Source organism: Pseudomonas sp. GM_Psu_1 (assembly GCF_026544185.1).
Taxonomy (GTDB): Bacteria; Pseudomonadota; Gammaproteobacteria; order Pseudomonadales; family Pseudomonadaceae; genus Chryseomonas; species Chryseomonas oryzihabitans.
This window is the reverse complement of record NZ_JALNUX010000010.1, coordinates 63210-82175: the sequence shown is the minus strand read 5'-3', so window position 1 is coordinate 82175 and position 18966 is coordinate 63210. Positions and strand designations below refer to the sequence as shown.

At 67.5% G+C, this 18966-nt stretch carries 16 protein-coding genes and 1 riboswitch; of the genes, 5 read left to right on the top strand and 11 right to left on the bottom strand.

What is annotated here, in order from left to right; all coding sequences use genetic code 11:
* Nucleotides 1–3: 3 nt before the first annotated feature.
* The 4 genes from OXS31_RS17125 to OXS31_RS17110 all read right to left on the bottom strand — a co-directional run bounded on the left by OXS31_RS17125 (nt 4) and on the right by OXS31_RS17110 (nt 2718).
* The gene (locus tag OXS31_RS17125; RefSeq protein ID WP_044342439.1) at nt 4–612 is read right to left on the bottom strand and encodes a YqiA/YcfP family alpha/beta fold hydrolase; all 609 of its coding nucleotides are present in this window, start codon (nt 610–612) and stop codon (nt 4–6) included.
* A 93-nt stretch (nt 613–705) separates the two neighbouring features.
* Nucleotides 706–1515, bottom strand: coding sequence for a 3',5'-cyclic-AMP phosphodiesterase (cpdA, locus tag OXS31_RS17120; RefSeq protein WP_193755906.1), 810 nt, complete (start codon nt 1513–1515; stop codon nt 706–708).
* A 136-nt stretch (nt 1516–1651) separates the two neighbouring features.
* A complete protein-coding gene (locus OXS31_RS17115) occupies nt 1652–2107 on the bottom strand; it encodes a DUF1249 domain-containing protein (protein WP_267400836.1) in 456 nt (151 codons plus the stop codon).
* On the bottom strand, nt 2098–2718 hold the full coding sequence (locus OXS31_RS17110; protein WP_007162102.1) for an NUDIX domain-containing protein: 621 nt from the start codon (nt 2716–2718) through the stop codon (nt 2098–2100). The genes OXS31_RS17115 and OXS31_RS17110 overlap by 10 nt, the downstream gene beginning before the upstream one ends.
* A 186-nt stretch (nt 2719–2904) precedes the next feature.
* On the opposite strand from OXS31_RS17110, the gene OXS31_RS17105 reads away from it, so the two are divergent.
* The gene (locus OXS31_RS17105) at nt 2905–3654 is read left to right on the top strand and encodes an RsiV family protein (RefSeq protein ID WP_267400833.1); all 750 of its coding nucleotides are present in this window, start codon (nt 2905–2907) and stop codon (nt 3652–3654) included.
* 466 nt (nt 3655–4120) lie between these two features.
* Here the strand turns inward: OXS31_RS17105 and cytX are convergent, their stop codons facing one another.
* Nucleotides 4121–5383 (bottom strand): putative hydroxymethylpyrimidine transporter CytX, encoded by a 1263-nt coding sequence (gene cytX / locus OXS31_RS17100; protein WP_267400831.1) that lies wholly within the window; start codon nt 5381–5383, stop codon nt 4121–4123.
* Between the two features lie 96 nt (nt 5384–5479).
* The gene (gene thiC / locus OXS31_RS17095) at nt 5480–7357 is read right to left on the bottom strand and encodes a phosphomethylpyrimidine synthase ThiC (protein WP_007162105.1); all 1878 of its coding nucleotides are present in this window, start codon (nt 7355–7357) and stop codon (nt 5480–5482) included.
* Between the two features lie 102 nt (nt 7358–7459).
* Nucleotides 7460–7586: riboswitch (TPP riboswitch) on the bottom strand.
* A 109-nt stretch (nt 7587–7695) separates the two neighbouring features.
* On the opposite strand from thiC, the gene OXS31_RS17090 reads away from it, so the two are divergent.
* Complete coding sequence (locus OXS31_RS17090) at nt 7696–9192, top strand: TolC family outer membrane protein (protein ID WP_267400828.1); 1497 nt, start codon at nt 7696–7698, stop codon at nt 9190–9192.
* On the opposite strand, the gene waaA is transcribed toward OXS31_RS17090, so the two are convergent.
* The 3 genes from waaA to OXS31_RS17075 all read right to left on the bottom strand — a co-directional run bounded on the left by waaA (nt 9138) and on the right by OXS31_RS17075 (nt 13594).
* A complete protein-coding gene (waaA, locus tag OXS31_RS17085) occupies nt 9138–10403 on the bottom strand; it encodes a lipid IV(A) 3-deoxy-D-manno-octulosonic acid transferase (RefSeq protein WP_267400826.1) in 1266 nt (421 codons plus the stop codon). The two genes, OXS31_RS17090 and waaA, sit on opposite strands and share 55 nt — an antisense overlap.
* 191 nt (nt 10404–10594) lie before the next feature.
* Nucleotides 10595–12379, bottom strand: coding sequence for an IlvD/Edd family dehydratase (locus OXS31_RS17080; protein WP_267400824.1), 1785 nt, complete (start codon nt 12377–12379; stop codon nt 10595–10597).
* Nucleotides 12380–12412: 33 nt separating this feature from the next.
* Nucleotides 12413–13594, bottom strand: a complete 1182-nt coding sequence (locus OXS31_RS17075) for a fumarylacetoacetate hydrolase family protein (RefSeq protein WP_007162109.1) — start codon at nt 13592–13594, stop codon at nt 12413–12415.
* 108 nt (nt 13595–13702) lie between these two features.
* Between OXS31_RS17075 and OXS31_RS17070 the strand changes: the two genes are divergently transcribed.
* Together OXS31_RS17070 and OXS31_RS17065 are read left to right on the top strand one after the other, a co-directional pair.
* Nucleotides 13703–14650, top strand: a complete 948-nt coding sequence (locus tag OXS31_RS17070) for a LysR family transcriptional regulator (RefSeq protein ID WP_267400821.1) — start codon at nt 13703–13705, stop codon at nt 14648–14650.
* 166 nt (nt 14651–14816) lie between these two features.
* Nucleotides 14817–16181, top strand: a complete 1365-nt coding sequence (locus OXS31_RS17065) for an MFS transporter (RefSeq protein WP_267400819.1) — start codon at nt 14817–14819, stop codon at nt 16179–16181.
* Here the strand turns inward: OXS31_RS17065 and OXS31_RS17060 are convergent.
* Nucleotides 16178–17464 carry an MFS transporter gene (locus OXS31_RS17060; protein WP_150339464.1) on the bottom strand — a complete coding sequence of 429 codons (1287 nt, stop codon included), beginning with the start codon at nt 17462–17464 and terminating at the stop codon, nt 16178–16180. The genes OXS31_RS17065 and OXS31_RS17060 overlap by 4 nt on opposite strands.
* Nucleotides 17465–17609: 145 nt before the next feature.
* Nucleotides 17610–18494, bottom strand: a complete 885-nt coding sequence (locus OXS31_RS17055; protein WP_027600234.1) for a LysR family transcriptional regulator — start codon at nt 18492–18494, stop codon at nt 17610–17612.
* A gap of 83 nt (nt 18495–18577) precedes the next feature.
* Here OXS31_RS17055 and OXS31_RS17050 point away from each other — a divergent pair, with 83 nt between their 5' ends.
* A complete protein-coding gene (locus OXS31_RS17050; protein WP_027600233.1) occupies nt 18578–18910 on the top strand; it encodes an SMR family transporter in 333 nt (110 codons plus the stop codon).
* The last annotated feature ends 56 nt before the right edge of the window (nt 18911–18966 follow it).

The window sequence follows — 18966 nt, the reverse complement described above, 5'->3', positions numbered from 1 at the left end:
TCTCTATTCGAAGGTGTTGAAATCCAGCTCGCGCCAGAGCGCCGGGTCGAAGCCGGCCAGCTCCAGCAACAGGGGCAGCTGGCGATGGAAGCCCTGGAAGCCGTGGTCGCCGCCCTGCTCGATGCGCAGGGTACAGCCGCCGTAGTAGCGCTCGGCGTCCCGGTAGTCGAGGGTCTCGTCGCCGGTCTGCAGCCAGACGTGGAAGCGTTCGGGATCCGCCGGCGCCGCGACTTCCTGCGCCCGCATGGCCTCGACGTGGGCCTCGGTGAGGATCCAGCTCTCGCCGGTATGGTGATTGCGCTGGGGGCCCAGGTAATGCTCCATGAAGCGCCAGGGCCGGACCGCCGGATTGATCAGCACGGCCTTGAGCCCGTGGCGCTCGGCCAGGACGGTGGCATAGTAGCCGCCCAGGGAGCTGCCGACCAGCAAGGGGGCGTCCAGCTCGGCCAGTTCGCGCTCCAGGAGGGCGAAGGCGGCGTCGGCATCGTTGGGCAGCGCCGGGGCGCGCAGACGGTCCGCGAGGCCCAGCCGGGTCATGCAGGCGGTCAGCTGCCGCGCCTTCAGGGACGCGGGTGAGCTGTTGAAGCCATGGATATAGAGGATCGACGGCATCGGGCCGCTCCTACTGGATAAATAAACAGGTAAAGAATAACCCGTTTCGACCCTCGCGACCAAGGCTGCCGACCGGCGTCAGCCCCGACAGCCCTAGTAGCCCGCGGCGCTGTGATCCACAGTGAAGGCATGCTGTTGCAGGCGCGAGACACCGGTTTCCAGGTTGCCGTCGGGCAGCAGGCGTAACCAGCGATAGCCCGGGGCCTGATCGCCGGCCTTGAAGTCCTCGCTGCCCGGCTCGAATTGCAGACCGGTGGAAGGCGAGGCCAGCAGGCGCACGCCGTTGCGCAGCTGGTCGAACTCCTGGTGGATATGCCCCCAGAGCACCACCTTGACCTGGGGATGGCGATCCAGCACGGCAAACAGCTCGTCCGCCCGGTGCAGGCCCAGGGGCTCCATCCAGCCACAGCCAACCGGGACCGGATGATGGTGCAGGCAGATCAGCGCCGGACGCTCGGGCGCGGCGCTCAGGGCCTCGTCCAGGGCGACCAGCTGCGCCTGCTCCAGTTCGCCGAACACGCAACCCCGCACGGTGCTGTCGAGCAGGATGAGGCGCCAGGCGCCCAGGTCGGTGACCGTCTCGAGGAAATCGCGGTCACCACAGGCCTTGGCCATGGGCGCGTTCTCGTCGTGGTTGCCGGCCAGCCAGCGCATCGGCGCGGCCAGGGGCTCGGTCAGCTCGCAAAAGCGCTGGTAGGAAGCCACGGAGCCGTCCTGGGAGAGGTCACCGCTGGCCAGCAGCAGATCAATGCGTGGCTGCTCCCGCACCACCTGGGCGACCACCTGTTGCAGGCTGGCGGCCGTATCGATACCCAACAACCGACCGTTGGCACGCGCAAACAGATGACTATCGGTCAATTGGACGACGAGGGGAGCGTTGACACTATCCGGCAAACTCACCAAAGCCTCCTAGGCATAAGGGGACAACGAGCGCAGGCAGGGTGCAGAAAAGTTCCCGGGAACTTGCGTGCATGCTTCACATTTTCGCAGCTTGCACCGCGGGAGGGAAGCCGCGGCTGTCAGCGTTGCGCCCTAGTGCTCATCGCTGCAGGACAGGTTCAGCTTCGTGGCCACAGGCCAGGCAGTGACTCAGCCACTCACCGAGGAACAGATTGAGCTGGCTCTTTTCGTCAGGCTGATGCATCGCCTGATTGGGATAGGGATAGCGCCCGAGCAGGTGCCGAGAGGCCCCGGCCGACACCACTTCCGCCATCCGCGCATCGTGATAGACGCGCACTTCCAGTTCGGGCACCGGCAACCAAGGCAGTCCCAGTTCCTGGCGCACCCGCAAGGCCGTCGTATAGGGACAGGCCTCGGTGACTTCCAACGCGAGCACCCCCAGCGGGCGCTCGCCTTGCGACAACATGACGCGGCGCGATACCACGGCTTCGCGCATCTTGGGCAGAAGCCGCATCAGCCGCACGTAGTTGGCCTCGCACGTGGCCTGCAGGCCCGGCAGGTCAACCCGATAGCGATCTCGCAGTTTCAGCCCCATAACCCCCGTACCTCGGCGCGATTGAGCGCCAACCATTGCAGGGCGATGATTGCCGCTGCGTTATTGATTCGACCGTCGCGAACCCCTGCCAGTGCCTCGTCCAGCGACCAGACATGGACGCGAATGTCCTCGCCCTCCTCTTCCAGGCCATGGACGCCACCGGCGTCCGCGGTGCTGCAGCGACCCAGGTAGAGATAGACCTGTTCGTCACTGCCGCCGGGCGAGGGGAAGTAGGTGGAGATGGGCCAGAGCGATTGCAAGGTCAGCCCGGCTTCTTCCTCGGCTTCCCGATGAGCGACCGCCTCGACGGCCTCGCCCTGCTTGTCCACCAAGCCCGCCACCGGCTCAAGCAGCCAGGGATGAGCGGTCTTTTCCATGACGCCGACGCGAAACTGCTCGATCAGCACCACCTCGTCGCGCACGGCGTCGTAGGGCAGCACGCAGACGGCATCGGGACGCACGAAGACCTCGCGTTCCAGTTCCGGGCCCAGGGCACCGGAGAACTGGCGATGGCGCAGCCGGAAGCGGGCCATGCGGTAGAAGCCCTGGAAGCAGATCTCGCGGCTCAGGATTTCAACGGCGGGCGCCTGGGATTCGTTGGCTTCGGTCATGGGCGCTCCAGCGCTGATTGCAGGTAATCAGATCATCCTAGCGTGCCGCCTGCGTGCGTGCAGCCCCTGACGCGCCAAGTCGCGAAAAGGACAACAAGCCGGGAAACCTCCGCCCGCCCCTGGCAAACTTATGGGGCCAGACGGGTTCGAAAGCCGTCGTTCTCCGTTTCCATGACAAGGAATCCCATGCGTATCCGCTCGCTCCTCCTGCTCGCCGGCCTGTTGCTCGGTGGTTGCCAAAGCGTCTTCGGCCCCAACCTCGACAAATCCCTCACGCCTCGCCACCAGGCCTGGGAGCACCGCCCGGCCGGTTGCCAGGGCGAAGACTGCCCGCTGATCAACATCGACTACGTGGAATTCGGCGACCCGGCGCTGGACGCCCTGGTGCAGCGGCACCTGCTGGGCCTGGCCCGCGCCGAGCCGGGCGCGCCCATCCCCGCTTCGCTGGAGAGCTACGAGCGGGATTTCCTCGCCAAGGCCCAGCCACGCTGGAGCAGCTATCTGCAGGCCAAGGTGCGTGAACAGCATGACGGCCTGGTGATCATCGAATTCTCCAGCTACCTGGCCAACGGCGGTGCCCATGGCCTGGCCGGCCGCGACTTCGTCACCTGGGATCGCCATCTCGACCGGCAGATCACCCTGGGCGACATGCTGGTGCCGGGGCAGGAAGCCGAATTCTGGCGCTTGGCGCAGCTGTCGCGTGAGGCCTGGATGCTCAGCAACAACGTCGGCGATGCCGAATTCCGCCAGCAGTGGCCCTTCCTCAAGACCAACAACGTGGCCCTGGACTTCGGCGCTCTGACGCTCAAGTACGACATCGGCAGCATCGCCCCCTACGCCATGGGCCATCCGGAACTGAAGATCCCCTATCCCAAGCTCAATGGCATCCTCAAGGGCGAGTACTTCCCGGGCCGGGGCAAGGCGCGGCAGCCGTAGTACTTGGTCAACAGAAATCATCTGCCGTAATTGGGTTTGATCGCGGCCATGGGCCGCTCCTACAGCGGACTCGATCTTCTGTAGGAGCGGCCCATGGCCGCGATACCCCCACCCCAACCCTCCCCCGCAGGCGGGAGAGGGGGCAGTTAGGCGTAGGCTGGGTTGAGCGCAGCGAAGCCCGACAGATCAAGCTCAGTCGTAGGGTGGATGACGGCGCAGCCTCATCCATGCGTGCCGGCTTGCCCCTACCCCAACCTTCCCCCGCAAGCGGGAGAGGGGACAGTTAGGCGTAGGTTGGGTTGAGCGCAGCGAAGCCCGACAGATCCAGCTCAGTCGTAGGGTGGATGACGGCGCAGCCTCATCCACGCGTGCCGGCTTGCCCCCACCCCGACCCTCCCCCGCAAGCGGGAGAGGGGGCAGTTAGGCGTAGGTTGGGTTGAGCGCAGCGAAGCCCAACGGCCGAACCCTAAACTCGTTTCAATCCCAACAGCGCCTGCGCAGTCCCCGCCACCACGATGGCCGGCAGGGTCGCGCCCCAGGCCGGGAGCAGGGTCGGCAACAGATGGTAGACGGCCACGCCCAGGGCCCAGGCGATCAGGGACTCCAGGCGCAGCGCCTGTGTCCGCTGCGGGGCCTTGCGGCGGCGCAGCAGGAAGTGATCCACCAGCACCACGCCGAATAGCGGAGCGAACACCGAACCGATCAGCAGCAGGAAGTGTTCGTACTGGGCCAGGGGTACCAGCAGCGCCAGCAGGGTGCAGAGGATGCCGATGGCCAGGGTCAGCTGCCAGATCTTCACCTGGGCCAGGAAACCCGTGGCCACCGCCGCCGAGTGATAGGCGGCGAAGGCGTTTTCCGACTCGTCCAGCAGGATCAGCAACAGCGGCAGGCCGAGGCCGGCCACGGTCAGGGCGCGCAGCAGGGCGTCGGCTTCACCGCCGCTGGCAAAGGCCAGGGTATAGGCGAAGCCCAAGCCCATGAGCCAGAGGTTGCCGCAGAAATAGCCCAGCATGACGCCGCGCCCGGCGCTGCGGCCGGTGCGGGCGAAGCGGGTGTAGTCGGCGATCACCGGCAACCAGGACAGCGGCATGGCCACCACCAGGTCGAAGCCCAGGGCCTGGCTCAGGGAGCCGTCGCCCGGGCGCTGCCAGAGCGCGGCCAGGTCGGCGCGCAGGAACAGATCCAGGGTCAGCCAGGTGCAGACGCCCAGCAGCAGCCAGATGCCCCAGCGACTGAGAAAGCGGCGGACGAAGGTCAGCGGACCGGCCACCGCCAGGGCCGTGGCCAGGGCGCCGAAGACCAGGGTCCAGAGCACCGGCGAGGCCCAACCCTGCAGACCCCAGCTGCCCAGCAGCACGCTGGCCGCCTCGCGCATCACCACCAGTTCGAAGGCGCCCCAGCCGATCAGCTGGGTGATGTTGAGCACCGCCGGCAACAGCGCGCCGCGCTGACCGAGACTCTGGCCCAGGGCGGTCATGCCGGCGAGGCCCGTGTCGCTGCCCACCAGGCCAGCGGCGGCCAGCAGCAGCACCCCGACCGCGGTGCCGAGCACCAGCACCAGCAGGCCATCGGCCAGGCCCAGTCCGGGCGCCAGCAGCGCGCCGGCCTGGGCGACCATCAGGCCGATGCCGAGGGAGAACCAGAGGGTGAAGAGGTCGCGCCCGCCAAGGATGCGGCGGTCCGCCGGAACGGGGACGGTGGGGCTATAGAGGCCGGGGGCCTGGGCCATGATGGGTCTCGTGGATAAGGGGTTGAGGACGCCCAACGTCGTTGGTTGGCGTTGGGCATTGTTGGGCTTCGCTGGGCTCAGCCCAACCTACGATTTTCAGACCTGCTTGTAGATCACGCCGCCTTCGTCCTTGAAGCGCGCCGCCTGTTCCTGGAAGCCGGCCTCGATGGCCTTCTGCTCGTCGGTCAGGCCGTTTTCCTTGGCGTAGTCGCGGACCTCCTGGGTGATCTTCATGGAGCAGAACTTGGGTCCACACATGGAGCAGAAGTGCGCCACCTTGGCCGAGTCCTTGGGCAGGGTCTCGTCGTGGAAGGCGCGCGCCGTGTCCGGGTCCAGGCCCAGGTTGAACTGGTCTTCCCAGCGGAATTCGAAACGCGCCTTGGACAGGGCGTTGTCGCGGATCTGGGCGCCGGGGTGCCCCTTGGCGAGGTCGGCGGCATGGGCGGCGATCTTGTAGGTGATGATGCCGGTCTTGACGTCGTCCTTGTTGGGCAGGCCGAGGTGCTCCTTGGGCGTCACGTAGCAGAGCATGGCGCAACCGAACCAGCCGATCATGGCGGCGCCGATGCCGCTGGTGATGTGGTCGTAGCCGGGGGCGATGTCGGTGGTCAGCGGGCCGAGGGTATAGAACGGCGCCTCGTCGCAGCACTCCAGCTGCTTGTCCATGTTTTCCTTGATCAGCTGCATGGGCACGTGGCCGGGGCCTTCGATCATGGTCTGGACGTCGTGCTTCCAGGCGATCTTGGTCAGCTCGCCGAGGGTTTCCAGTTCGCCGAACTGGGCGGCGTCGTTGGCGTCGGCGATGGAGCCCGGGCGCAGGCCGTCACCCAGGGAGAAGCTCACGTCGTAGGCCTGCATGATTTCGCAGATGTCTTCGAAGTGGGTGTAGAGGAAGTTCTCCTTGTGGTGCGCCAGGCACCACTTGGCCATGATGGAACCGCCGCGGGAGACGATGCCGGTGACACGCTTGGCGGTCAGGGGCACGTAGTGCAGGCGCACCCCGGCGTGGATGGTGAAGTAGTCCACGCCCTGCTCCGCCTGCTCGATGAGGGTGTCGCGGAACAGCTCCCAGGTCAGTTCCTCGGCGACGCCGCCGACCTTTTCCAGGGCCTGGTAGATGGGCACGGTGCCAATGGGGACCGGCGAGTTGCGGATGATCCACTCGCGGGTCTCGTGGATGTGCTTGCCGGTGGACAGGTCCATCACGGTGTCGGCGCCCCAGCGGATGCCCCAGGTCAGCTTTTCCACCTCTTCCTCGATGGAGGAACCCAGGGCGCTGTTGCCGATGTTGCCATTGATCTTCACCAGGAAGTTGCGGCCAATGATCATCGGCTCCAGCTCCAGGTGATTGATGTTGGCCGGGATGATGGCGCGGCCGCGGGCCACCTCGTCGCGGACGAATTCGGGGGTGATCTCCTGGGGAATGCTGGCGCCGAAACTCTGGCCACGGTGCTGGTTGCCGAGCAGGCCGGCGGCGCGGGCCTCCTGCAGCTTCATGTTCTCGCGGATGGCGATGTATTCCATCTCCGGGGTGACGATGCCCTGGCGGGCATAGTGCATCTGGGAGACGTTGCGCCCGGCCTTGGCCCGCCGCGGCTGGCGCGCCAGGTCGAATCTCAGGGCGGCGAGACTCGGATCGGCCAGGCGCGCCTGGCCGAATTCGGAAGAGAGCCCGGCCAGCAGTTCGGTGTCGCCGCGCTCTTCGATCCAGCGCGAACGCACGTCCGGCAGGCCCTTGCGCAGGTCGATGCGCGCCGCCGGGTCGGTGTAGGGACCGGAGGTGTCGTAGACGAATACCGGGGCGTTGCGCTCACCGCCAAAGGCGGTGGGGGTGTCGGCGAGGGAAATTTCCCGCACCGGCACGCGGATGTCGGGGCGCGAGCCGGTCAGATAGACCTTGCGCGAATTGGGCAGCGGCTGAGTGGACTGGCGGTCGACGCGGGTGAAGTCGGTGACGTTGTTCTGCTTGTTCATCGAGGCTCTCCTGGTGGGCGCGTTGCCGAGGGAAGAACCTGGACGAAGGGTGGGCACGCTAGAAGCGGCAAGCCCGGACGGATGGCGACCACGGAATAAGGCTGCGGACGCCCTCTTGTTCCCTACGCAGGTTGACGCACCGCCATGCGGCGCGCCTAGCCTGATCAGGTTCAACGGGATCCGGGACTACCCGATCTCAGCGCCTCGTAGCGCACCCCGACAAGAACGCGGCCAGTGTAAACCCAGAGCGGCAGAAACTTCGACCGCTATTTCCTCTCCTATGCCGGATTCGGACGAAGCCACTACACTGGCGCGGTCCCTCAAGGAAGGCTCCCAGAATGCGAAGATTCCTGCTGCTCGCGGCGCTCTGCAGCTCGGCCGGCCTGGCCCAGGCCCAGGTCACCGGCAATGGCCTGCTCGACGTCTACCGCGAGGCGCTGGACAACAACGCCGACCTCGCCGCCGAGCGCGCCGGCCTCGGCGCCCAGCGCGAGGCGGTGCCCCAGGCGCGCGCCGGCCTGCTGCCGCAGATCGGCCTTGGCGCCCAGTTCAACGACACCCATACCAGTCTGCAACTCAAGGACAATCCGGCGTTGGGCGTCCAGGGTGGCCGCTACAGCAGCGATCGCAGCAGCCAGTTGATCCAGGCCACCCTCAGCCAGCCGCTGTTCCGCGCCGATCGCTGGTTCCAGCTCAAGGCTGCCCAGGCCGCCACCGAGCAGGCCGAGCTGCAATTCTCCGCCGCCCAGCAGCAACTCATCCTGCAGACCGCCGAGGGCTATTTCAGCGCCCTGCGCGCCCAGGACGCCCTGGCCACCGCCCGAGCCGAGGAAAAGGCGCTGTACCGCCAGCTGGACCAGTCCCGCGAGCGCTACAAGGTCGGCCTGACCGACGACACCGACGTGCTCCAGGCCCAGGCCAGCTTCGACAACGCCCAGGCCAACCGCTCCCAGAGCGAGCAGCAGGTGGCCGACGCCTTCCAGGCCCTGACCCGGCTGACCGATCGCGACTACGGCAGCATCGCCGGCATCCGCCACGACCTGCCGATCCTGCCGCCGCAACCCAACGATGCGCGGCTGTGGGTGGACACCGCCATGCGCCAGAATCTGCAGCTGCTGGCCGCCGGCCAGGGCGTCAACGCCGCCCAGGAGACCTTGCGCCAGCGCCGCGCCGGGCACCTGCCGACGGTGGATGCGGTGGCGCGCTACAGCCACAGCGACAACGACGCGGTGAATCTGCCCAACGCCGAGCAGCTGTCCCTGTTCGGCAGCCCGGTCAACAGCCGCAGCATCGGCATCCAGGTGGAGCTGCCGCTGTACAGCGGTGGGGCCACCAGCTCCCAGGCGCGCCAGGCCTACCAGCAGCTCGACCAGAGCGAACAGCGCCAGGAGAGTCTGCGCCGCCAGGTGGTGCAGAACACCCGTAACGCCCACCGGGCGATCAACACCGACATCGAGCAGGTGCGCGCCCGCCGGCTGTCCATCGCCTCCAGCCAGCGCGCCCTGAGAGCCACCGAGATCGCCTACCAGGTGGGCAGCCGCACCATCGTCGACGTGCTCGACGCCCAGCGGTTGCTGTACAACGCCGTGCGCCAGTACAACGACGCCCGCTACAACTACATCCTGGACACTCTGAGGCTCAAGCAGGCGGCCGGCACCCTGGCGCCCAACGACCTGCTGGCGCTGTCCGGCTATCTCGATCCCCACTACGACCCGGATCGCGACTTCCTGCCGCCGGATCTGGCCAAGACCCGCGCCGACGTCCTGCCGGCGCGCTCGGTTCAGGGGGTGAGCAACCTGTCCAGTCCGGAGAGCAGCCGCTCCAGCGCGCCCTGATTGGCGGCCAGTACCGCCAGGCCCGCCTGCTGGCGTCGCGCGGCTTCCGCCGGCTCGGCCCAGAGCCGGGCCACGGCGGCGGCGATCGCGGGTGCTTCCGCCACGGTTTCCAGAGCGCCGGCGTCGCGCAGCTGGGCGACGATGTCGAGGAAGTTGAACACGTGGGGACCGCTGAGCACCGGCAGGCCGAGGGCGGCCGGCTCCAGCGGATTGTGACCACCGCGCTCGATCAGGCTGCCGCCGACGAAGGCGACATCGGCCAGGGCGTAGAGAAACAGCAATTCGCCCATAGTGTCGCCCAGCAGCACCTGGGTCTGCGGCTGCACCGCCTCTCCCGTCGAGCGCTGCACCACGCCGAAACCTTCACGACGCACCTCGGCCAATACCTCGGGGAAGCGCTCGGGATGGCGCGGCACCAGGATCAGTAGCGCATCGGGGTGTGCGGCCAGCAGCTGGCGATGGGCCTGGAGCAGGATCCCGTCTTCGCCGGCATGGGTGCTGGCGGCGATCCATACCCGGCGCTGGCCCCAGCCCTGGCGCAGCGCAGCGGCGCGGACCGGCAGTTCGGGATCGATGCGCAGGTCGAACTTGATGGAACCGGTCACCGTGACCCGCTCGGCGCGAGCGCCGAGGGCCCGGAAGCGCTCGGCTTCCACCGGCGTCTGCACCGCCAGCCAGGCCAGCTCCGCCAGCATCGGCCCGGTCACCCCACCCAGTTTTCCGTAGCCCCTGGCGGAGCGTTCGGACAGCCGGCCATTGGCCAGGGCGATGGGAATATCGCGGCGCGCCGCCTGGTGGATGAGGTTGGGCCAGAGCTCAGTCTCCATCACCACCCCCAGGCTGGGCCTGAGCCGGTCGAGGAAACGCCCGGCCAGCCAGGGCAGGTCGTAGGGCAGATAGCAATGCTGGATGTCACCACCGAACAGGGCGCGGATGCGCTCAGAGCCGGTGGGCGTCATGCAGGTCACGGTGATCGGCAGGTCGGGATGCCGCTGGCGCAGGGCGCGGATCACCGGCGCGGCGGCGATGCTCTCCCCCACCGACACCGCGTGCACCCAGATGCCGCCGGGCGGCACCTCAGGCAAGCCCAGCGCCAGGCGTTCGCCGATGCGCTGCCGATAGGCGGGGGCCTTGCGGCCGCGCCAGAGCAGGCGCAGCAGGATGAAGGGCAAGGCCAGGGTGAAGATCAGGCTATAGAGGGTACGATTCATGGCGGCAGAGCTTAATGAAGCAGGGCCGCTAGTGCGAGCCCGATACCTCCGAGCCTGTCCAGAAGGCTGCTGCGCGTCGGCCAAACGGCGTTGAAAATGCTTTCGGAATGCTCATTTACTATTCGTAAACTCCGCGTCCTCAAACATTTTCGCCTTGTTTGGCTCTAGCTCGCGAGCTTTTGAACAGACTCTCAGTGCGAATGCCGCGGCACCCCACCCTCGCGCGCGATCACCTTGAGGTGCAGGGTGGCCGGCTCCAGGCAGCCACCGGTGGAGAGCTGGCCCACCAGCTGCCGGTAGAGTTCCTGCCAGGGGGTCTGGGCCGGCGGCAGGTTGGGCGTCCATTCGGCGCGGCGGCGCTCCAGTTCGCCATCGTCGAGCAGCACGTCGACGCTGCGGGCATTGAGGTCCACGCGCAGCCGGTCGTTGGTCTTGAGCAGGGCCAGGCCGCCGCCCACCGCCGCTTCCGGCGACATGTTGAGGATCGAAGGGCTGGCCGAGGTGCCACTCTGGCGACCGTCGCCCAGGCACGGCAGGGAATCGATGCCCTTCTTGATCAGCGCCGCCGGGGGCGCCATGTTGACCACCTCGGCGCTGCCCGGATAACCCACCGGACCGGCGCCGCGGATCACCAGGATGCAGCGCTCGTCGATGTCCAGCGCCGGATCGTCGATGCGCGCGTGGTAGTCCTCCGGGCCTTCGAAGACGATGGCCCGCGCCTCGAAGCTGTTTTCCTTGCCCGGCTCGGCCAGGTAGGTCTGACGGAAGGCCTCGCCCACCACCGACATCTTCATGATGGCGCTATCGAAGAAGTTGCCGCTGAGCACGATGAAGCCGGCGCGGTGCTTGAGCGGCGCCTCATAGGGCTGGATCACCGCAGGATCCGAGCTGGCGGCGCCCTCGGCGATGGTGCCGATGGTCTTGCCGGAGACGGTCAGGCACTCGCCGTGCAGGCGGCCGGCCTTGAGCAGTTCGTGGAGCACCGCCGGCACCCCGCCGGCGCGGTGGAAGCCTTCGCCCAAATACTTGCCGGCCGGCATGCAGTTGGCCAGCAGTGGGATGTCCTCGCCCAGGCGCTGCCAGTCGTCCAGCGACAATTCGATGCCCATGTGCCGGGCGATGGCGATCAGGTGCGGCGGGCAGTTGCTGGAGGCGCCCAGGGCCGAGGCCACCACGATGGCGTTCTCGAAGGCCTTGCGGGTCATGATCTGCGAGGGGCGGACGTCGTCCAGCACCAGCTGGCAGATGCGCTTGCCGGTGGCATAGGCCATCTGGCCGCGCTCACGGTAAGGCGCGGGGATGCTGGCGCAGCCGGGCAGCGACATGCCCAGGGTCTCGGCCAGGGCATTCATCGACAGGGCCGTGCCCATGGTGTTGCAGTGGCCCACCGAGGGCGAGGCGGCAGTGGTCAGGGCCATGAAGCCCTCGTAGTCGATCTCGCCGGTCGCCAGCAGGTTGCGTGCGTGCCAGAGCACGGTGCCGGAGCCGATCAGCTCGCCCTTGAAATGCCCGTCGAGCATCGGTCCGCCGGACAGCACGATGGCTGGCAGGTCGGTGGTGGCCGCGGCCATCAGGCAGGCCGGGGTGGTCTTGTCGCAGCCGGTGGTGAGCACCACGCCATCCAGCGGGAAGCCATGCAGGATCTCCACCAGGCCGAGGTAGGCCAGGTTGCGATCCAGGGCCGCGGTGGGCCGGCGACTCTGCTCGGCAATGGGGTGCACCGGGAATTCCATGGGGATGCCGCCCGCATCGCGGATGCCGGCCTTGACCCGCTGGGCCAGTTCCAGGTGGTGGCGATTGCAGGGGGTAAGGTCGCTGCCGGTCTGGGCGATGCCGATGATGGGGCGACCGGACTGGAGTTCGTCGCGGGTCAGGCCGTAGTTCATATAGCGCTCGACATAGAGCGCGGTCATGTCGGCGTGGGCAGGGTCATCGAACCAGAGCTGGCTGCGCAGCGGGCGTTTGGCGGAAGTCATGATGGTCTCTAGTTGTTATTAGGAAAGAAAGGATCAGCGGCCCAGCAGGCCACGGGCGGCCAGGTTGTGCATCAGAGCGCCGAGGCCGAAGCGCCAGGCCGGGGCCTGGTCGCTGGTGGTCACCCGGTTGTGCAGGGTCCCCAGCAGCGGGCTGGCGATGCTCACCCGGTCACCCACCTTGTGGGTGAAGCCACCGCCCGGGGCGTCGCGGTCCTGGGTCGGGGCGAACAGGGTGCCGAGAAACAGCACGAAGCCGTCGGGATACTGGTGGTTGGCATTGAGGGTCTGGGCGGCGAGATCGGTGGGATCGCGACTGATCTGCGCCATGGAGCTGCTGCCCTGGAGTCGGAAGCCGTCTTCGCCCTGGACCTCCAGGGTCACCACGCACTGGCGCACCTGGTCGAGATCGAAGGTCTCGTCGAACAGGCGGATGAAGGGCCCCAGGGCGCAGGAGGCGTTGTTATCCTTGGCCTTGCTCAGCAAAAGGGCGCTGCGGCCCTCGATGTCGCGCAGGTTGACGTCATTGCCCAGGGTGGCGCCATGCAGGCGGCCGCGGCTATCGGCCACCAGCACCACCTCGGGTTCGGGATTGTTCCACTGGGACACGGGGTGGATGCCGATGGCGCTGCCAGAGCCGACCGCGGCCAGCACCGGCGCCTTGGTGAAGATCTCGGCGTCCGGCCCGATGCCCACCTCCAGGTACTGCGACCACATGCCCTTCTCGATCAGCAGCGCCTTGAGCGCCTGGGCCCGCGGACTGCCCGGCTCCAGGCCCTGCAGGTCCGCGCCGATCACCGCCTGCACCTGCTCGCGGATGGCTACGGCGCGCCCGGCATCGCCACCGGCCTGTTCCTCGATCACCCGCTCCAGCATGCTGGCGGCAAAGGTCACCCCGGCGGCCTTGATCACCTGCAGATCGGCTGGCGGCAGCAGGTGCAGGCGGTCCGCAGCGGCCTGCTCGCCGCTGTTGGCCAGCAGTTCTTCCACACTACCGATGTAACGTCCGGGGGTGTCGCGCAGGACCTGCAGCGGCGCGTCTTCCTCGAACAGGGCGCTGAGGGTGGCGAACCGCTGGGAGACATCGAAGACGCCGTCTTCGCGCAGCACCACGGGCGAGGGACCGGCCAGCGGGCCGGGCACCCAGGCGCGGCCCACCAGGGTGCCGGCCAGGCCATCGGTGGGAAGGGTGTTGGCAGGCGAGAGACGAAGGGACATGGGCAGGACTCCAGGGCTGATGGGTCCACGCTAGGCAGCCGGACTGATAAACTCAAATGGGCTTATTTCATCATTCGATAACCTGCGCTTATCGCCTGGGAGGCACCCGTGTCCGAGCCGTCGTTCAGCCAGATCTGCCACTGGCTCAAATTTCGCCACCTGCTGCTGATCGACACCCTGGGGCGCACCCGCAACATGCACCTGGCCGCGCAGCAAATGAATCTCAGCCAGCCGGCCATCAGCAAGATGCTCAAGGAGATCGAGCACCTGCTGGGCTTCGCCCTGTTCGAGCGCCAGCCGCGCAGCATGCCACCCACCGCCCTGGGTGAGCACGTGCTGCGCTATGCGCGGGTGGCGCTCAACGATGCCCGCGACTTCGCCGAGCAGATCGACAGCCTGAGGCGCGGTGGTCATGGCCAGCTCAAGGTCGGCGGCATCTTCGCCGCCACGGCGGTGGCCCTGCCGCAGGCCATCGTCGCGATCAAGCAGCGCTGGCCGCTGCTGGCCATCGAGGTGATGGAGCAGACCAGCGATCACCTGATGGAGATGCTCGACGACAAGCTGCTGCATCTGGCGGTGGCGCGTTTCACCGACGAAGCCCAGGCCCAGCGCTTCGACTTCCAGCCGCTGGCTCCGGAGCCCTTCCGCTTCGTGGTCAACGCCGATCACCCGCTGGTGGGCAGCGGCCCCGTGGGCCTCGACCAGGTGCTGGCCTGGCCCTGGATCCTCTATCCCAAGGGCACGCCCATCCGCGGGCGCATGGAGCGGGCCTTCGCCGCTGCCGGCCTGCCGGTGCCGAGCAACACCATCGACACCATCTCCATGCAGACCTTTCTCCAGGTGCTACGCGCCGGCCCCATGATCGGCATGCTGCCCGAGGCGATGGTCGAGCCCTATCTCGGCAGCGGCGCGCTCAGTGCCCTGGAGCTGCCCTTGCACCTGCCGGCGCAGGACTACGGCATCCTCACCCGCAAGGGCGAACCCCTGGGCGAGGCGGCCCGGGAATTCGCCGCCATCCTGCTGAGCCATGCCGGTCGCGGAGAGGCCTCGGCCTAGAGGCTTCGATAACGCGCCGTTATCGAATGATCCGCAAATGCCATTGGGAAAGAATCGCTCCCGCTCCTAGAGTGGCCTGGCGATTCAGACGGCCACCCTGCATCCCCGGCCGCCTTCGACCTCTTCAATAACAACAACGGGCCCCAAGGCCCCGAAGGTCATTCCCATGTTCGAGACCACCGCTCCCCAGGGCGCCGCTGGCGACGCCTTCGAAGAACGCACCTATCGCAAGGTGGTGCTGCGCATCCTGCCGATCCTGCTGCTGTGCTACATCGCCGCCTACCTGGATCGGGTCAACGTCGGCTTCGCCAAGCTGGACATGCTCGACGACCTCGGCTTCAGCAACACCGTCTATGCCCTTGGCGCCAGCATGTTCTTCTGGGGCTATTTCCTCTTCGAAATCCCCAGCAACCTCCTGCTGCATCGCTACGGCGCGCGCTTCTGGATCGCCCGCATCATGCTGACCTGGGCGATCATCTCCATGGCGGTGGCCTTCACCCAGCCGCTGGCGCAGTTCTTCGGCATGCAGTCGAGCACCCTCTTCTATGTGCTGCGCTTCCTGCTGGGCGTCTGCGAGGCGGGCTTCTTTCCCGGGGTGATCCTCTATCTCAACTACTGGTTTCCGACCCGCCGACAGAGTCGGGTGATGTCGGGCTTCCTCATCGCCCTGCCCTTCAGCCTGAGCTTTGGCGGCGTGCTCTCCGGCTGGCTGATGAGCAGCCTGCACAACTGGCACGGTCTGGCCGGCTGGCAGTGGATGCTGCTGGTGGAAGGGGTGCCCTCGATCATCATGGCGGTGGTGGTGTTCTGCTGCCTGAGCGACAACATCGACAAGGCGCCCTGGCTGGACGCCCGGGAAAAGGCCCTGCTCAAGCGCAACCTGGAGCAGCAGAACGCCGGCAAGGCCTCGCGACTCGGTGAGGTGTTCTTCAATCCGCGGGTCTGGCTGCTGGTGTTCATCCTGCTGACCTTCAACACCGGCTTCTATGGCCTGGCCTTCTGGATGCCCTCGATTATCAAGAACGCCGGGGTCAGCGGCAGCCTGCAGATCGGCCTGCTCACCGCTATCCCCTACAGCGTCGCCCTGGTGGTCATGCTGCTCAACGCCCGCCACTCGGCCCGCACCGGCGAGCAGCGGCTGCACGCGGCGGTGCCGGCCTTCGTCGGCGCCCTGGGCTTGGTGCTGAGCGCCTGGTTCATCCACAACATCGTGCTGTCGATCTTCTTCCTCACCGTGGCCGCCTCGGGCCTGCTGGCGCTGATGCCGATCTTCTGGTCGCTGCCCGGCACCTTGCTTTCCGGCGTCGCCGCCGCGGCGGGCATCGGCATGATCAACGCCATCGGCAACCTCTCCGGCTTCACCGGCTCCATGATCACCGCGACCATGGAAACCCTCACCGGCGACATCAACAACGGCACCTATGTGCTCGGCGCCTGCCTGTTCGTCAGCGGCCTGCTGATCCTGGCGATCCCGGCCTCGATGCTGCACCGCGCGCCGACGGCCGTGCCGCTGGACCTGAAGCCCGCCTAGCCCGCCTCGGGCACGGCCGAGCGCCCGGCACCCGCGGCGCTCGGCCGGCCGATCCAGAGGGCCATCAGCGCCGCCAGGATGCCGGTCAGGCCGGCCAGCACCAGGGCCTCCTGGTAGGAGCCGAAGTGCTCGCGCAGGGCGCCGGCGAGAAAGGCTGCGCAGGCGGCGCCGAGCATGTGGCCGCAGAACACCCAGCCGAACACCACCGGCGCCGTCTTTTCGCCAAAGCTCTGGTTGGTCAGCTTGACCGTGGGCGGCACGGTGGCGATCCAGTCCAGGCCGTAGAAGATGCCGAACAGCAGCAGCTGCTCGGGGGCGAAACCGGAGAATGGCAGGTAGATCAGCGAGAGGCCGCGCAGGCTGTAGTAGACGAACAGCAGGCGGCGCGGATCGTACCTGTCGGTCAGCCAGCCGGACGCGGTGGTGCCTACCAGATCGAAGATGCCCATCAGCGCGAGGATCCCGGCGGCCTGCACCTGGGACAGCCCGTGGTCATGGCCCATGGCGATGAAGTGGGTGCCGATCAGCCCATTGGTGGTGAAGCCGCAGACGAAGAAGGTCAGGAACAGCAACCAGAAATCGCGCCGCCGACTGGCCATGGCCAGGGTGCCGAGGGTCACGCGAAACAGGTTGCCCGGTGCGGTAGCAGCCGGCGCCTGGTAGTCCGCCGGGGCGCCATGGGGCCGCAGGCCGATATCCGCCGGCCGCTCCGGCAGCAGCCAGGCCACCAGCGGGATCAGCGCGGCGCTGGCCACGGCCACGGTCAGCACCACGGTCTGCCAGCCTTCGTGACTGGCGAGATGGGCCAGCAGCGGCAGAAAGACCAGATTGCCGGTGGCGGTGCTGGCCGCCAGCAGCCCCATCATCAGCCCCCGCCGGGCGACGAACCAGCGATTGACGATGGCCGCGCCCAGCACCATGGCCACGCAACCCGTGCCCAGGCCGCTGAGCACGCCCCAGGTGGCGACCAGATGCCAGGGTTCGCGCATCAGGGTGCTCAGGGCGGTGGCCAGGCTGATCAGGGTGAGGCCGCCGAGCAGGGTGCGGCGGATGCCGAGGGTCTGCATCAGGGCCGCGGCGAAGGGGCCTACCAGGCCATAGAGAAAGATGCCGATGGCGGCGGCAAGCGAGACCGTCTCGCGACTCCAGCCAAAGGTGTCCTGCAGCGGCAAGAGCAAGACGCCGGGGGTAGACCTGACGCCCGCCGAAACCAGCAGGGCGAGAAAGATCAGCGCCAGGACGACGAAGACAAAGCGCTGGCCGAGGACGGGAGGTGTGGTCATGGCGATCTTCACCGGCGGGAAAGGGATGAGTCGAGTATTGCAGCCCGAGCGACCTGGCGCTGGCCAAGCTGGCCCACGGATCTGGCCAGAATGGGTGTTCGTTGGAAAGGGTTGTGGGCGAGTGCTGGAAGCCCAACACGTCGATTCAACCGATCGCCCGCAACTCTTCCGCCAGGCGCTGCGCCAGCCAGCGCGCCGCCGGTCCCGGTGCGGCGTTGCGGCGCCAGGCCAGTTCCACCACCAGGGCCGGCGGTACCCAGTCGCAGGCCAGTTCGGCCAGCAAGCCCTGGTAGGTGGGATAGCGCGCCACGTGCCGTGGCAGCCAGCCCCAGCCCAGGCCACGCATCAGCAATTCGGCGAGCAGGTAGAAGCTGTCGGCGCGCCAGACCTGGGGGGCGATCTGCTCGCCGCCGGGATAGGGATTCTCCAGCGGCGCGATCAGCAGCTGACGATGACGGGCCAGTTCGCGCCGGCCCACGCCCTGCTGGCGCGCCAGGGGATGCTGGGCGCCGCAAGCGGTGACCTGGGCGACATCGCCCAGGGCCTGGCGCTCCAGGGCCGCGGGCATGTGCTCATGGCGAAACAGCAGGCCGAGGTCGGCCTGGTCGGTCAGCAGCTTGCGCGCCACATCGCCCTGGGCGCCGCTGGTGAGCTGGACCTCCAGGTGCGGAAAGGCCACGGCCAGGGCGTCCAGGGCATCGAGCACCGGCTGGTAGGGCATGGCCTCGTCCAGGGCCAGGCGCAACAGCGGTTCCTGTCCAGCGCAGAGGGCCTGGGCCCGGCTGTCCAGCCGCTGGCACTGGCGCAGCACCTCGCGCGCCTCCTCCAGCAGGGCCAGACCGGCCGCGGTGATGACCGGCGTGCGCCCGTTGCTGCGCGTGAACAGCGCCACGCCCAGATCGGTCTCCAGCAGGGCGATGGCCGAGCTGATCGCCGATTGCGCCCGGCCCAGACGCCGCGCCATCGCCGAGAAACTCGCGCCCTCGGCGATGCCGACGAAGATCTCCAGCTGCTCAAGATTCCACTGCACGACCCATCTCCCCGATAGATAGGTATCAACTTTCACCCATCGCCCGGAAAGGCACAATGGGGCCTTCTACAGGAGGAAGCCCCATGAGCGGATACATCTACCTGGCCATCGCCATCGCCGCCGAAGTCGTCGCCACCACCTCCATGAAGGCCATCAGCGGCTTCAGCAAGCCGCTGCCGCTGATCCTGGTCGTTTGTGGCTACGGGCTGGCCTTCTGGATGCTGACCCTAGTGGTGCGCAGCATCCCGGTGGGCATCGCCTACGCCATCTGGGCCGGCCTTGGCATCGTGCTGGTGAGCATCGCCGCGGCCTTTCTCTACGATCAGAAGCTGGACCTGCCGGCCCTGCTGGGCATGGGGCTGATCGTCGCCGGGGTGGTGGTGATCCAGCTGTTTTCCGGCAGCACCGGGCATTGAGACCAGCGGCGGCGAGGAGCGTGTAAAATCGCCTCTTTGCCGATCACCCGAGCAGG

Excerpts from the sequence above, each read along its gene's own strand:
- OXS31_RS17125 (WP_044342439.1), bottom strand. The coding sequence starts at position 612 with ATGCCGTCGATCCTCTATATCCATGGCTTCAACAGCTCACCCGCGTCC.
- OXS31_RS17115 (WP_267400836.1), bottom strand. The coding sequence starts at position 2,107 with ATGGGGCTGAAACTGCGAGATCGCTATCGGGTTGACCTGCCGGGCCTG.
- OXS31_RS17110 (WP_007162102.1), bottom strand. The coding sequence starts at position 2,718 with ATGACCGAAGCCAACGAATCCCAGGCGCCCGCCGTTGAAATCCTGAGC.
- OXS31_RS17105 (WP_267400833.1), top strand. The coding sequence starts at position 2,905 with ATGCGTATCCGCTCGCTCCTCCTGCTCGCCGGCCTGTTGCTCGGTGGT.
- cytX (WP_267400831.1), bottom strand. The coding sequence starts at position 5,383 with ATGGCCCAGGCCCCCGGCCTCTATAGCCCCACCGTCCCCGTTCCGGCG.
- thiC (WP_007162105.1), bottom strand. The coding sequence starts at position 7,357 with ATGAACAAGCAGAACAACGTCACCGACTTCACCCGCGTCGACCGCCAG.
- OXS31_RS17090 (WP_267400828.1), top strand. The coding sequence starts at position 7,696 with ATGCGAAGATTCCTGCTGCTCGCGGCGCTCTGCAGCTCGGCCGGCCTG.
- waaA (WP_267400826.1), bottom strand. The coding sequence starts at position 10,403 with ATGAATCGTACCCTCTATAGCCTGATCTTCACCCTGGCCTTGCCCTTC.
- OXS31_RS17080 (WP_267400824.1), bottom strand. The coding sequence starts at position 12,379 with ATGACTTCCGCCAAACGCCCGCTGCGCAGCCAGCTCTGGTTCGATGAC.
- OXS31_RS17075 (WP_007162109.1), bottom strand. The coding sequence starts at position 13,594 with ATGTCCCTTCGTCTCTCGCCTGCCAACACCCTTCCCACCGATGGCCTG.
- OXS31_RS17065 (WP_267400819.1), top strand. The coding sequence starts at position 14,817 with ATGTTCGAGACCACCGCTCCCCAGGGCGCCGCTGGCGACGCCTTCGAA.
- OXS31_RS17060 (WP_150339464.1), bottom strand. The coding sequence starts at position 17,464 with ATGACCACACCTCCCGTCCTCGGCCAGCGCTTTGTCTTCGTCGTCCTG.
- OXS31_RS17050 (WP_027600233.1), top strand. The coding sequence starts at position 18,578 with ATGAGCGGATACATCTACCTGGCCATCGCCATCGCCGCCGAAGTCGTC.